The sequence below is a fragment of the Kitasatospora sp. NPDC048239 genome, assembly GCF_043202015.1.
In the GTDB taxonomy this organism is placed as follows: domain Bacteria; phylum Actinomycetota; class Actinomycetes; order Streptomycetales; family Streptomycetaceae; genus Kitasatospora.
In genome coordinates this window covers 121,701-135,135 of the sequence record NZ_JBICZP010000008.1, presented here as the reverse complement: position 1 = coordinate 135,135, position 13,435 = coordinate 121,701, and the positions used below count along the sequence as shown (strand labels likewise).

The window sequence follows — 13,435 nt, the reverse complement described above, 5'->3', positions numbered from 1 at the left end:
CGTGGGGGGGGGGGGGGGGGGGGGGGGGGGGGGGGGGGGCGGGGGGGGGGGGGGGGGGCCCCCCCCGGGCGGGGGGGGGGGGGGGGGCCCCCCCCCCCGCCGGCGGGGGGGGGGGCGCCCCCACGCCGGCGTCGACCACCCGGCGTGACCCGAAAGACAAGCCCGAGGGCCGGCGCCCCCTCCGGGGAGCCGGCCCTCGTCGTGCGGCGGTCTCAGACCAGGCCGTTGAGCAGCTCGCTCACCGGCTTGCGGCGGCCCGTGAAGAACGGGACCTCCTCGCGCACGTGCAGCCGGGCGCGGGACGGGCGCAGGTCGCGCATCAGGTCGACGATCCGGTGCAGCTCGTCCGCCTCGAAGGCGAGCAGCCACTCGTAGTCGCCGAGCGCGAAGGAGGCCACCGTGTTGGCCCGGACGTCCGGGTAGCCGCGCGCCATCTGGCCGTGCTCGGCGAGCATCGCGCGCCGCTCGGCGTCCGGCAGCAGGTACCACTCGTAGGAGCGGACGAACGGGTAGACGCAGACGTAGTCGCGCGCCCGCTCGTCGGCGAGGAACGCCGGGATGTGCGACTTGTTGAACTCCGCCGGGCGGTGCAGCGCCATGTTGGACCAGACCGGCTCCAGCACCCGGCCGAGGCCGGTGCGGCGGAAGCGGTTGTACGCGTCCTGGAGGTCGTCCGAGTTCTCGGCGTGCCACCAGACCAGGATGTCGGCGTCCGCGCGCAGACCGGACACGTCGTAGGTGCCGCGCACCGTGATGTCCTTCGCGTCGAGCTGGGCGAACAGCTCGTCCACCTCGGCGGCGAGGGCGGTGCGGTCCTCGGGCAGCGCGCCCTTGAGCTTGAACACCGACCACATGGTGTAGCGGATGACCTGGTTCAGGTCGCGCGCCTTCTTCTTCTCCGGCTGCTGCTCAACGGTCTCAGTCATGCGCCCATTGTCCTCTCCGTGACGTTCCCCCCGGTCGGCGGGGTCAACAGTTTGTCGAGTTCCGCGACCGCCGTCCGGGCGCTCGCGATGCATGCGGGGATCCCCACCCCGTCGTACGCGGCGCCGCACAGCGCCAGCCCGCCCACCTGCCCGGCGGCCGCCCGGATCCGGGCCACCCGGTCGAGGTGGCCGACCGGGTACTGCGGCAGGCCGGCCCGCCAGCGGGTGACGGCGGTGTCGTACGGGCGGGCGGTCAGGCCGATCGCCTCGCCCAGGTCGGCCAGCGAACGGGCCACCAACTCCTCGTCCGACAGGTCCAGCGCCGCCTCCTCGCGGTGCCGGCCCAGCGAGGTGCGCAGCACGAACGCGTCCGGGGCGGCGCGCTCCAGCCAGCCCCACTTGTTGGAGGAGAAGGTGGAGGCCTTGATCCGCCGGCCGTCCACCGGCGGCACCAGGAAGCCGCTGCCGGCCGGCGGCGCCGGCAGGTCGGTTCGCCGGAAGGCGAGGGTGACCAGTGCCATCCCCGCGTACTCGACCTCGTCCAGTCCGGCGGCCGCCGCCGGTACGTCCGCGCGCAGCAGCCGGGCCGCGGCGGGCGCGGGCACGGCCAGCACGACGGCGTCCGCGTGCAGCACCGCGCCGTCGCCGGTCACCACCCGCCAGCCCTCGGGGGTGCGGCGCAGCTCGTCCACCGGGGTGTCGGTGCGCAGCTCGACGCCCGCCTCGGCGCAGGCCGCGGCGACCGCCTCGGGCAGCGTGCCGAGGCCGCCGCGCAGCCCCTGGAAGACCGGTGTGCCGACGGTTCGCGGCCGGGAGGCCAGCTCGTGCACGCCCTCCACCAGCGAGCCGCCGCCCCTGGCGATCGACAGCAGCTGCGGCACGGCGGCGCGCAGCGAGATCTCGTCGGCGTGCCCGGCGTAGACCCCGCCGAGCAGCGGCTCGACCAGCCGGTCCACCACCTCGCGGCCGAGCCGGTCCGCGACGTACCGCCCGATCGAGACGTCGTCGGCGACCGCCGCGCCCTCGCCCTCGCGCCGGGCCCGCTCCAGCCCCTCGGCGGTGAGCACCCCGGAGGCGGCGAGCGCGTCGAGGTCCCCCGGCACGCCCATGACCTGCCCGCCGGGCAGCGGCCGCAGCGCGCCCCTGGTCCAGATCGCGGCCTTGGCGGTCGTCGGCGGCTCCAGCGCCTCGGCGAGCCCGACGGCCTGCGCCAGTTCGACCCCCTCCGGCCGTCTGGCCAGCATCGACTCGGCCCCCAGGTCGACCCGGACCCCGCCGACCTCCCCGCCGTACAGCTTCCCGCCGACCCGCTCCGAGGCCTCCAGCAGCGTCACCCGCGCCCGCGCGGTCTCCCCCGCCGCACCGCTGAGGTAGGCGGCCGCGGCCAGGCCCGCGATACCGCCGCCGATCACCACGACATGTGCTTGCGACATGCCTCGCAGTCTCGCAGGTCCTTACACCAATGCCTCAATCCGCCCGGTTCCGGACGGCGGCGGGTGCGTCGGGATCCCGCTCCGGCGGGCCCCGGTCGGCGTCCGGGAGCGACTCCGGACCGCCACCTACCCGTGATCGAGTTGCGATCTCCCACCGGGGTCCGATCGGGCGGCTCCCACGTCTCATGGTCTGAGCGTCCGATCCGGGCGCCGGACAAGGGACTTGGGGAGGGCTCGATCGTGACGAGAGGACGACGCGGACCAGGGGCGCTGACGGCCGGGGTCGTCGCCGCGGTGGTACTGGCCGGGGGGTGCGGCGCCGCCGAGCGCGGGTCCGACAGCATGGCGGCGAAGCCGGACGCGGCTGCCGCCCCGGCGGCCGGTGCCCCTGCGCTGGGAGAAGGTGCGCCCGCGGCGGGCGGGGCGGGCCTCGCGAAGCCGCCGGTCGCGCCGCCGGCGGCCGGCGACGGGAGGGCCGCCACCGGTGCGCCCCCGTCCGCGGCCGCGCCGGTGGCCGACACCCGGCTGATCGCCTACACCGCTCAGTTGACGCTGCGCACGAAGGACGTCGCCAAGGTGCTGGAGCAGGCCCGGGTGCTGACGGCGGCGTCCGGCGGCTACGTCGGCGGCGAGACGGTGAACGGCGGGGCGAACGACTCCGCCGGGGCCACCGGCCAGATCACCGTGAAGGTCCCGTCGGCGTCGTTCCAGCAGACCCTGGACCAGCTCGCCGCCCTCGGCGAGGTGCTGACCCGCAAGAGCCAGGCGGACGACGTGACCCAGCAGGTCGCGGACGTGGCGAGCCGGGTGCAGACGCAGCAGGCGAGTGTGGAGCGGGTCCGGGCGCTGATGGCGCAGGCCAAGACGCTGAGCGAGATCACCAGCCTGGAGAGCGAGCTGAGCCGCCGCGAGGCGGATCTGGAGTCCCTGCAGAAGCAGATGAAGGAGCTGTCCGCCCGGACGTCCCTCTCCACCATCACGCTGGACGTGCGGCGCGAGGCGAAGCCCGTCCAGCACGACGAGCCGGATCTGAGGAAGAAGGAGAAGGGCTTCTGGGCCTCGGTCGGCTCGGCGCTCGGCGGCGGCTGGAACGTCCTGGTCACGATCGTGCGCGGACTAGCGATGGCGGTGGCGGCGGTGACGCCGTTCCTGCTGGTGCTCGGCCCGTTGGCCGTCGTCCTCTGGCTCCTGCGCCGGCGCCGGGCGGGTGCCAGGACGGCTGCCGGTGTCAGCGCCGGTACGGCTGCCGAGCCGACCGCTCCCCCGCAGCCGGCCTACCAGCCGGGGGACGAACAGGACGCCTGACGCACAGGTGGCGGGCCCCCGACCCGCGGGGCCCGCCACCCTGTCCGACGGTCGTTCCGGTACCGCGTCCGCTCAGCGCGCGCTGGCCTCGTGCACGAACGCGACCAGCCGGCTGAGCGCGTCCGGGTCCATGCTGGGCATCACGCCGTGGCCGAGGTTGAAGATGTGGCCGCTGCTGCCGAGCGCCTGCGCGGCGTGCAGCACCTCGCGGGCCTTGGTCTCGACGGCCTTGGTGGGCGCGTAGAGGACGGCCGGGTCGAGGTTGCCCTGCAGGCCCTTGCCGGGGCCGACCCGCTCGGCGGCGACGTTCAGCGGCACCCGCCAGTCCACGCCGACGATGTCCGCACCGGCCTGGCCCATCAGGCCGAGCAGCTCGCCGGTACCGACGCCGAAGTGGATCCGCGGTACGCCGTAGCCGGCGACGGCGTCGAAGACCTTGGTGCTCGCGGGCATCACCGAGCGGCGGTAGTCGTCGGGGGCGAGCGAGCCGACCCAGGAGTCGAAGAGCTGGACGGCGGAGGCGCCGGCCTCGATCTGCACCTTGAGGAAGGCCGAGGTGATGTCCGCGAGCCGGTCCACCAGGGCCGCCCACAGCTCGGGCTGGCCGTACATCATGGCCTTGGTGTTCTCGTGGTTCTTCGACGGGCCGCCCTCGACCAGGTAGCTGGCGAGCGTGTACGGGGCGCCGGCGAACCCGATCAGCGGGGTCGAGCCGAGCTCGTCGACGAGCAGGCCGACCGCCTCGGTGATGTACGGGACGTCGTCGGGCTCGAGCGGGCGCAGCCGCCGGAGGTCCTCGACGGTGCGGATCGGGTCGGCGATCACCGGGCCGATGCCGGGCTTGATGTCGACGTCGATGCCGATCGCCTTGAGCGGCACCACGATGTCGCTGAAGAAGATCGCCGCGTCCACCTTGTGCCGACGCACCGGCTGGAGGGTGATCTCCTTGACCAGCTCGGGCCGCATGCAGGACTCCAGCATGGGGATGCCCTCGCGGACCTTCAGGTACTCGGGCAGCGAGCGGCCCGCCTGGCGCATGAACCACACCGGGGTGTGCGGCACCGGCTCGTTCCGGCAGGCGCGCAGGAACGCGGAGTCGTATGCGGCGCCGCGGCGCGCGGAGGGCTGCTGGCCGGTGTGGGCGGCCTGGGTGTCCGCCGTGGTGTCTGCCGTTGTCTCGCTCACGGTTCAAATCTTCGCACGCGCCCCGCACCGCACTTCCCGCCCGGGCTCGTCGGTTCCTCCAAGATCTGGCCGGAATGCCCTCCCGGCACGCCGCGCAAGGAGAAGTTGCGGCGAATACCCGGGTTTTCGACCTAGTCTTCGGGTCATGGCAGCGGTCGGCGGGCACCCCGCACAGGGTGGCGGAACAGGTGGCGGAACGGGTCGCGAGGCGGCGCCGAGCGAGTTCCGGGCCGCCGTCGAGGCGCTGACCGGGGCGCGGCTGCGCCCCGAGATCGAGCTCTCCCCCGCCCCGGCCCCGCGTCGGCTCGCCCCGTACTCGTTCGCCCTGACCGCCGCGGTGGAGGTGGACGGCGAGGAGCTGGCCGACGGCCGGCTGGTGCTGCTGCACGACCCCGCCGGGCAGGAGTCCTGGAACGGGGACTTCCGCGTGGTGACGATGACCCGCGCCGAGCTGGAACCGGAGATGGCCGGCGACCCGATGCTGTCCGAGGTCGGCTGGGCCTGGCTGCTGGACGCCCTGCAGGCGCACGGCGCCGGCTACGGCGAGCCGAGCGGCACCGTGACCAGGTGCGCCTCGCAGTACTTCGGCGGCCTGGCGGACCGCGCGTCGTCCACCGAGATCGAGATCCGGGCATCCTGGACGCCTGCCGACGGCCGGTTCGAGCGGCACCTGGCCGCCTGGGGCGATCTGCTCTGCCTCAGCGCCGGCCTGCCGCCGGCGGCCCCGGCGCCGCAGCCGCCGGCCGACGTGCCGTCACTCGGCGGAGTGGTCCCGATGCCCGCCCGCCGGCGCCCGCGCTCGCACTGACGAGTGGTCGCCGCTCCGGACCGGTCCGGAGCCACCCCCAGGGCTGACGGTCGCCCGAGGGCTGACGGAGTGTGACTTCGGCCCTCCCCTGTGTCAATTAACCGGCCGAAACCGATCGAACTGCCCGCGATCTGATCGATTTTGTGCGAATACCAGGCATGTCGCATCAGTCACATGCGCGATTTGTCCGTATTGTTACTCACTAGATCGTGATCTTTTGCTAAAGCCGGGCACGGTACCTGCCGAAGCAGACTGTGACCCTTTCCGAACGCGGAACACTCCGACCGCCCCCTCGGGGTTCCGTCCGCCACTCCCCGCAGGAGGCCTGGTGTCGGTCCTTCTTGAGCACCCCGCAAACGTGGTCGCCTACCGCCCGACCAAGCCCACCGCCATGGTGGTCATCGCAGATCCCCGCGTCCGAAACACCGTCACCCGGCACCTCTGGGCGCTCGGCGTCCGGGACGTCATCGAGGTGTCCTCGATCGCCGAGGCCCGCCCCCGGGTCTCCACCCCGCGCGACATCTGCGTCGCCGACGTTCACCTCCCGGACGGCTCCGGGCTGACCATCCTGGCCGAGACCCGCGCCGCGGGCTGGCCCAACGGCCTGGCCCTCTCGGCCGCCGACGACATCGGCGCGGTCCGCAGCGCGCTGGCCGGCGGCGTGAAGGGCTACGTGGTCACCGGGACCCGGACCAATGTGGCCATGCCGGGCCGGCCCGGCCTCCCGCTCGGTGCGGCCGGCCTGGCCGGCCGGATGCGGCGCCCCGGCATGCCGGGCGTGCCGGGTGCGGCCGGTGCCCCGGGCGCCCCCGGGGCCCCCGGTGCGCCGGGCGCGCAGCAGTCCGCGTACCGCGAGCTCTCCGGCCGCGAGGTGGAGGTGCTGCGACTGGTGGCCGAGGGCCAGTCCAACAAGGCGATCGGCGTCGCGATGGGCCTGTCCGCGCTCACCGTGAAGAGCCACCTCGCCCGGATCGCCCGCAAGCTGGGCACCGGCGACCGGGCCGGGATGGTCGCGGTGGCGCTGCGGACCGGCATCATCCACTGATCCCTCGGTGGGACCGCTGCGGCGGCTCTGGAGGAACGTTTCCTCCAGAGCCGCCGCATTTTCGCCGCCGCCCGCCCCGGGGGCGGGCGTTCGAAGGCCGGGCTCCGGGCCGACGTCCGGGCCCTGGCGCCGCGCCACCTGCCTGCGGCGGGCGGGTGGCATAGTCACGGACCCGGTCTGACCAGTCCGACAACACTCCCGGTTGCGAGGTCCGTCGTACCCTTGGGGGGTGACCGACGCCGTAGCAGCCATCCCAGAAGAAGCAGCCCCGGTCCCGCTCCTCGAACCGAAGGAGGGGATCCCGCCAGTCGTGGCGGACGAGCGGGCGCTGGCCGCCACCGTCGCCGCCTTCGCCGCGGGTACCGGACCGGTCGCCGTCGATGCCGAGCGGGCCTCCGGCTACCGCTACGGGCAGCGCGCGTACCTCATTCAGCTGCGCCGCGCGGGCGCGGGTACCGCGCTGATCGACCCGATCGCCTGCCCCGACCTCAGCCGTCTGGGTGACGCCCTGGCGGACACCGAGTGGGTCGTGCACGCCGCCACCCAGGACCTGCCCTGCCTCGCCGAGGTGGGGATGCGGCCGCAGCGGCTGTTCGACACCGAGCTGGCCGGCCGGATCGCCGGCTTCGCCCGCGTCGGACTCGGGCCGATGACCGAGAACGTGCTCGGGCTGAGCCTGGCCAAGGAGCACTCGGCGGTCGACTGGTCCACCCGCCCGCTGCCCGAGCCGTGGCTGCGCTACGCCGCTCTGGACGTCGAGGTGCTGGTCGAGCTGCGGGACGCACTCGAACAGGAGCTGGACGCCCAGGGCAAGCTCGACTGGGCGCTGGAGGAGTTCGCCGCGATCGCGAGCGCTCCCCGGCCGGCCCCCAGGACCGACCCGTGGCGCCGCACCTCCCAGCTGCACAAGGTCCGTCGGCGCCGCCAGCTGGCCGTGGTCCGCGAGCTGTGGCTGGCCCGCGACCGGATGGCACAGGAGCGCGACGTCTCGCCGGGCCGGGTGCTCTCCGACGCCGCGATCGTCAACGCCGCGCTGGCCATGCCGCTGAACATCGCCGGGCTGCAGGCCGTCCAGGGCTTCGGGCCGCGCGTCCACCGCCGCCAGCTCGACCAGTGGCTGGCCGCCGTGCAGCAGGCCCGGGAGATCCCGGAGAACCAGCTGCCGCCCGCCTCCGCGCCGCACGACGGCCCGCCGCCGCCGCGCGCCTGGGCCGAGAAGGACCCGGTGGCCGCCGCCCGGCTGTCCGGGGCGCGGGCCGCGGTCAGCGAGCTGGCCGAGACGCACAACCTGCCGGCCGAGAACCTGATCACGCCGGACCTGGTCCGCCGCGTGTCCTGGGAGCCTCCGGCCGACGCGAGCGCCGCCAACGTGGCGGCCGCGCTGCGCCGGCTCGGCGCCAGACAGTGGCAGGTCGACCTGGTGGCGCCGGTTATGGCCGGCGCCTTCACCAAGGCGGCCGAGCAGACCGACTGAGTTCCGACACCACGAAGGGGATGCCGTCAGAGGACGGCATCCCCTTCGTCGTACCCGGGCGCACCCCGGGCACACCCCGGGTGCGGACGGGGCGGGCGGGCCGCAACCGGGCGGACGTGTCGCGGGACACACGGGGAGATGAGCCCTTCGGGCCTGGGCAGGCTGGTTACCGACCGGTAGCATGGCGGTGAAGCGGCGCCGCCGACGTCCTCCACCACGGACGGACGGCGGCAGCCTGCCCACCTCAACCTGTTGGTCCCTGGGAGGAGAGCCCCCGTGCCTCGTACCGCGAGGGACGTCGTCTTCGTCGATGGCGTCCGCACCCCGTTCGGCAAGGCCGGCCCGAAGGGCATCTACCACGAGACGCGCGCCGACGACCTCGTCGTCAAGTGCATCCGGGAGCTCGTGCGCCGTAACCCGAACCTGCCCGTCGAGCGGATCGACGAGGTCGCCGTCGCGGCCACCACGCAGATCGGCGACCAGGGCCTGACCATCGGCCGCACCGCCGCACTGCTGGCCGGCCTGCCGAAGTCCGTCCCGGGCTACTCGATCGACCGCATGTGCGCCGGCGCGCTGACCGCCGTCACCGCGACCGCCGGCGGCATCGCCTTCGGCGCCTACGACATCGTCGTGGCCGGCGGCGTCGAGCACATGGGCCGCCACCCGATGGGCGAGGGCGTCGACCCGAACCCGCGCTTCGTCTCCGAGAAGCTCGTCGACGAGTCCGCCCTGTTCATGGGGATGACCGCGGAGAACCTGCACGACCGGTTCCCGCACATCACCAAGGAGCGCTGCGACGCCTACGCCGTGCGCTCCCAGGAGAAGGCCGCCAAGGCGTACGCCAACGGCGACATCCAGCCGGACCTGGTGCCGGTCTCGATCCGCAACACCAACCCCGAGGTCGGCGAGACCGGCTGGGGCCTGGCCACCGTGGACGAGCCGCTGCGCCCGGGCACCACGATGGAGAGCCTGGCGGGCCTCAAGACCCCGTTCCGCCCGCACGGCAACATCACCGCGGGCAACTCGGCCGGTCTGAACGACGGCGCCACGGCCTCGCTGCTGGCCGCCGAGGACGTCGCCGAGGAGCTCGGCCTGCCGGTCAAGATGCGCATGGTCTCGTACGCCTTCGCGGGCGTCGAGCCCGAGGTGATGGGCATCGGCCCGGTGCCGGCCACCGAGAAGGCGCTGGCCAAGGCCGGTCTGACCATCGACGACATCCAGGCCTTCGAGGTCAACGAGGCCTTCGCCGTCCAGGTCCTGGCCTTCCTGGACCACTACGGCATCGCGGACGACGACGAGCGGGTCAACCCGTTCGGCGGCGCGATCGCCTTCGGCCACCCGCTGGCCTCCTCCGGCGTGCGCCTGATGAACCAGCTGGCCCGCCGCTTCGAGCAGCGCCCGGACGTCCGCTACGGCCTCACCACGATGTGCATCGGCTTCGGCATGGGCGGCACCATCATCTGGGAGAACCCGCACTTCGAGGGTGGTAAGTGACCATGAGCACCACTGAGCTGCTGAAGCACGGCGCCGAGCTGTTCCCCGGCGAGGTCGTGACCACCGCGCACGTCCGCCACCTGGACCTGCCGCTGCAGGCCGGTCGGCTGGCGCTGATCACCCTGGACAACGGCTTCGACCACACCAAGCCGACCACCTTCGGCCCGGGCTCGCTGCTGAAGCTGTCCGCCGCGCTGGACCAGGTCGAGGCCGAGGCCGCCGAGGGTTCGATCGTCGGTGTCGCGATCACCGGCAAGCCGTTCATCTTCGCGGTCGGCGCCGACCTCAAGGGCGTCGAGATCCTCAAGGCGCACGCCGACGCGCTGGCCATCGGCAAGGGCGGCCACGAGGTCTTCAAGCGGATCGCCGCGCTGTCCGTCCCCTCCTTCGCGTTCTACAACGGCGCGGCGATGGGCGGCGGCGTCGAGGTCGGCCTGCACGCCACCTACCGCACCGTCAGCACGGGCGTCCCGGCGTTCTCGCTGCCCGAGGTCTTCCTGGGCCTCGTCCCCGGCTGGGGCGGCTGCACCATCCTGCCGAACCTGATCGGTCCGGCGAAGGCCGTCAAGGTCATCATCGAGAACTCGATGAGCCAGAACAAGCAGCTCAAGGGCAAGGACGTCTTCGAGCTCGGCATCGCGGACGCGATCTTCGAGCCGGCCGACTTCCTGGAGCAGTCACTGCTCTGGGCGGCCAAGGTCCTCACCGGCGACGTCGTGGTCGAGCGCGAGGCGATCGACCGCGGCAAGGCCTGGGACGACGCCGTCGCCTGGGGCCGCCTGGTCGCCGACGCCAAGGTGCACGGCGCCGCCCCGGCCGCCTACAAGGCGCTGGACATCATCCAGCAGGTCAAGGACCAGGACCTGCAGGCCGGCTTCGACGCCGAGGACGCGGCCCTGGCCGACCTCATCATGAGCGGCGAGCTGCGCAGCGGCATCTACGCCTTCAACCTGGTGCAGCGGCGGGCCAAGCGCCCCTTCGGCGCGCCGGACAAGTCGCTGGCCCGCCCGGTCACCAAGGTCGGCGTCGTCGGCGCCGGTCTGATGGCCTCGCAGCTGGCGCTGCTGTTCGCCCGTCGTCTGGAGGTGCCGGTGGTCCTCACCGACATCGACCAGGAGCGCATCGACAAGGGCGTCGGCTACGTCCACGCCGAGATCGACAAGCTGCTCGGCAAGGGCCGGATCGGCAACGACAAGGCCAACCGCCTCAAGGGCCTGGTCACTGGCTCGCTCGACAAGGCCGCCGGCTTCGCCGACGCGGACTTCGTGATCGAGGCCGTGTTCGAGGAGATGGGCGTCAAGCAGAACGTCTTCGCGGACCTGGAGAACGTGGTCTCGCCGACCTGTGTGCTGGCGACCAACACCTCCTCCCTCTCGGTCAGCGAGATGGCGTCGAAGCTGAAGCACCCCGAGCGGGTCGTCGGCTTCCACTTCTTCAACCCCGTCGCGATCCTCCCGCTGCTGGAGATCGTCCGCGGTGAGAAGACCGATGACGCCTCGCTGGCCACCGCCTTCGGCGTCTCGAAGAAGCTGAAGAAGACCGCGGTGCTCTGCAAGGACGCCCCGGCGTTCGTGGTGAACCGGATCCTGACCCGCTTCATGGGCGAGATCCAGGGCATCATCGACGAGGGCACCCCGATCGCCACGGTCGAGAAGGGCGTCGAGCCGCTCGGCCTGCCGATGTCCCCGATCGTGCTGCTGGAGCTGGTCGGCCCGGCCATCGCCCTGCACGTCTCGGAGACCCTGCACGGCGCGTTCCCGGAGCGGTTCACCGTCTCCGAGAACCTCGGCAAGGTGGTCAAGGCCGGCAAGCGCGGCTTCTACACCTGGGTCGACGGCAAGCAGGTGCTCGACCCCGAGGTGCTGGAGCTGCTCTCCTTCGGCGACACCGTGCTGACCGAGGAGCAGGTCCTGGCCCGCTCCCTGGACGCCGTGGCGCAGGAGATCGGCCTGATGCTGGAGGAGGGTGTCGTCGGCGAGGCCCAGGACATCGACCTCTGCATGATCACCGGTGCCGGCTGGCCCTTCCACCTGGGCGGGATCACCCCGTACCTGGACCGTGAGGGTGTCTCGGAGCGGGTGAACGGCAAGCGGTTCCTCGCCCCGGGTGTGGCCTCGGTGCCCGCCTAGGCCCTGTCCTAGCACGACGCGAGGAGCCCCGGTGACCAGGTTGGTCACCGGGGCTCCTCGCTGTGCCCGGACGCCCCGCCCGGCCCCGATCAGGGCGCGGCACGGCGCGGGGAGCGGCCTCAGCGCTTGAGGCGGTAGACCACGGTGTCGGCGAAGACGCCGACCATCTCGTAGTGGGTCTCCAGCAGGTTCTCGATCCTCGGCACCAGATTGGGCTGGTAGGGCGCGAGGCCGGAGTCGTCCACCACGACCTCGGGCAGGCTCTTGGCGAGCTCCTGGTCGAAGGTCTGCCAGGCGTTGCTGACGCTGAACTGCTCGCCGACGTTCTGGCTGCCGTCCTTGCCGCCGCTGTAGTTGGTCAGGAAGCCGGCCGTCAGGTAGCGGCTGGCGGGCTTGCGGTCGGCCAGCCAGTACAGCTCGGGGTGCATGCCCCAGACCAGCACGGTGTCCTTGGGCGTGGTCTGCGCGGCCACCGCGGTGGCGACCTCGGTGGTCCGGTTGAGCCGCTCCCCCGGCCAGGCCAGCGCCAGGCCCCAGAAGGTCGTGGCGGCCACCGCGGTGTACACCAGCACGGGCTTCCAGCGGATCGCCGAGGTGGCGACCGCGCCGGTGCCCAGCAGTACCAGCGGGGGCATCAGCTGCAGGTAGTAGTGGCCGAAGAAGTGGAAGCCCACGCTGACCGCGACGACCGAGGACAGCAGCCAGACCCAGAGGTCGGCGGTGGAGCCGTGCTCCTCCCCCGCGACGGGCAGCGGGCGGTGGCGGTACTTCAGCCAGAGCCGGCGGCCGACCGGCAGCAGGAAGCCCAGCCCGGCCCCGATCAGGATGGCCGTGTTGCCGAGCGCCCGGCCGGTCATCTGCAGCCAGGCCCCGCCGAAGGTGGCGTAGTCGCCGCTGCCGGTGACCACCCAGAACAGGAAGCCCTTGGGCTTGGTGAGGATCACCGCGACCAGCGCTATCGGCAGCGTGAACCCGAAGCCGATCTTGAACAGCGCGGGCGGCCAGCGCACCCCGCGCCGGCGGGCGTCCTGGTAGAGCATCCAGAGCACCGGCAGCAGGACCGCGCCGCCGGTCTGCTTGGTCAGCGAGCAGAGCGCCACCGCGATGCCCGCGGCCAGCCAGCGGCGCCGCTCGGCGTACCGGAAGGCGGCCACCATGGCGGGCAGCATGAAGACCTCGAAGGTGGCCGCCTGGGTGTCCTCCGGGGAGAGCCCGATGGAGACCAGCAGGTACAGCAGCCCGGCGCCGGCGCCGGCCCGGTTGCCCCAGCGGCCGCGGGCGATCGAGGCCAGCAGGATCGCGGTGACCAGGTGGGCGACCACCGCCAGGGTCCGCAGCGGCCACAGCGAGGTGGAGCCGAAGAGCGCGAAGCAGGCCTGGTAGAGCCAGGGCAGCAGCGGCGGCTTGCGGTCCACGACGGTGTCGTAGAGCACGCCGCCGTTGGCCAGCATCCGGGCCTGGGTGGCCAGGAACCCCTCGTCGGGGCTCCAGACCGGCCGGACGAAGGAGGGGATGTGGGTGACGAGCGCGACCAGGGCCAGCACCGGCACCAGCCTCGTCCAGTAACCCTGGCGGACACTGGCGGGCAGGCGCTCGGCTAGCCCGGCGAGGCGGGGGCGGATGGGGGTCGGCACGA

The 13,435-nt window shown here is 73.1% G+C and carries 10 protein-coding genes; 6 read left to right on the top strand and 4 right to left on the bottom strand.

Features of this window, described 5'->3' with window-relative positions:
* Nucleotides 1-212: 212 nt before the first annotated feature.
* Together hemQ and hemG are read right to left on the bottom strand one after the other, a co-directional pair.
* Entirely contained in the window at nucleotides 213-926 is a 714-nt protein-coding gene (gene hemQ, locus ACGFZP_RS22630; RefSeq protein WP_392935802.1) for a hydrogen peroxide-dependent heme synthase, read from the bottom strand.
* Entirely contained in the window at nucleotides 923-2,359 is a 1,437-nt protein-coding gene (hemG, locus tag ACGFZP_RS22625; RefSeq protein WP_392935799.1) for a protoporphyrinogen oxidase, read from the bottom strand. Before hemG ends, hemQ begins: the two co-directional genes overlap by 4 nt.
* 240 nt (nucleotides 2,360-2,599) lie before the next feature.
* Between hemG and ACGFZP_RS22620 the strand changes: the two genes are divergently transcribed.
* A complete protein-coding gene (locus tag ACGFZP_RS22620; RefSeq protein WP_392935796.1) occupies nucleotides 2,600-3,664 on the top strand; it encodes a DUF4349 domain-containing protein in 1,065 nt (354 codons plus the stop codon).
* 72 nt (nucleotides 3,665-3,736) lie between these two features.
* Here the strand turns inward: ACGFZP_RS22620 and hemE are convergent, their stop codons facing one another.
* Nucleotides 3,737-4,750 carry a uroporphyrinogen decarboxylase gene (hemE, locus tag ACGFZP_RS22615; RefSeq protein ID WP_392936326.1) on the bottom strand — a complete coding sequence of 338 codons (1,014 nt, stop codon included), beginning with the start codon at nucleotides 4,748-4,750 and terminating at the stop codon, nucleotides 3,737-3,739.
* Between the two features lie 244 nt (nucleotides 4,751-4,994).
* Between hemE and ACGFZP_RS22610 the strand changes: the two genes are divergently transcribed.
* The 5 genes from ACGFZP_RS22610 (at nucleotide 4,995) to ACGFZP_RS22590 (ending at nucleotide 11,799) form a co-directional block, all read left to right on the top strand.
* Nucleotides 4,995-5,657: a DUF3000 domain-containing protein gene (locus ACGFZP_RS22610; RefSeq protein ID WP_392935794.1), complete on the top strand. Its 663-nt coding sequence runs from the start codon at nucleotides 4,995-4,997 to the stop codon at nucleotides 5,655-5,657.
* Between the two features lie 328 nt (nucleotides 5,658-5,985).
* A complete protein-coding gene (locus tag ACGFZP_RS22605; RefSeq protein WP_392935791.1) occupies nucleotides 5,986-6,702 on the top strand; it encodes a LuxR C-terminal-related transcriptional regulator in 717 nt (238 codons plus the stop codon).
* Nucleotides 6,703-6,931: 229 nt separating this feature from the next.
* The gene (locus tag ACGFZP_RS22600; protein WP_392935788.1) at nucleotides 6,932-8,176 is read left to right on the top strand and encodes a ribonuclease D; all 1,245 of its coding nucleotides are present in this window, start codon (nucleotides 6,932-6,934) and stop codon (nucleotides 8,174-8,176) included.
* Nucleotides 8,177-8,452: 276 nt separating this feature from the next.
* Nucleotides 8,453-9,670, top strand: coding sequence for a thiolase family protein (locus ACGFZP_RS22595; protein ID WP_387941725.1), 1,218 nt, complete (start codon nucleotides 8,453-8,455; stop codon nucleotides 9,668-9,670).
* 2 nt (nucleotides 9,671-9,672) lie between these two features.
* Entirely contained in the window at nucleotides 9,673-11,799 is a 2,127-nt protein-coding gene (locus tag ACGFZP_RS22590) for a 3-hydroxyacyl-CoA dehydrogenase NAD-binding domain-containing protein (protein WP_392935785.1), read from the top strand.
* A 119-nt stretch (nucleotides 11,800-11,918) separates the two neighbouring features.
* Here the strand turns inward: ACGFZP_RS22590 and ACGFZP_RS22585 are convergent, their stop codons facing one another.
* Nucleotides 11,919-13,433, bottom strand: a complete 1,515-nt coding sequence (locus tag ACGFZP_RS22585; protein WP_392935782.1) for an ArnT family glycosyltransferase — start codon at nucleotides 13,431-13,433, stop codon at nucleotides 11,919-11,921.
* Nucleotides 13,434-13,435: the final 2 nt, after the last annotated feature.

Excerpts from the sequence above, each read along its gene's own strand:
- hemQ (WP_392935802.1), bottom strand. The coding sequence starts at position 926 with ATGACTGAGACCGTTGAGCAGCAGCCGGAGAAGAAGAAGGCGCGCGAC.
- hemG (WP_392935799.1), bottom strand. The coding sequence starts at position 2,359 with ATGTCGCAAGCACATGTCGTGGTGATCGGCGGCGGTATCGCGGGCCTG.
- ACGFZP_RS22610 (WP_392935794.1), top strand. The coding sequence starts at position 4,995 with ATGGCAGCGGTCGGCGGGCACCCCGCACAGGGTGGCGGAACAGGTGGC.
- ACGFZP_RS22590 (WP_392935785.1), top strand. The coding sequence starts at position 9,673 with ATGAGCACCACTGAGCTGCTGAAGCACGGCGCCGAGCTGTTCCCCGGC.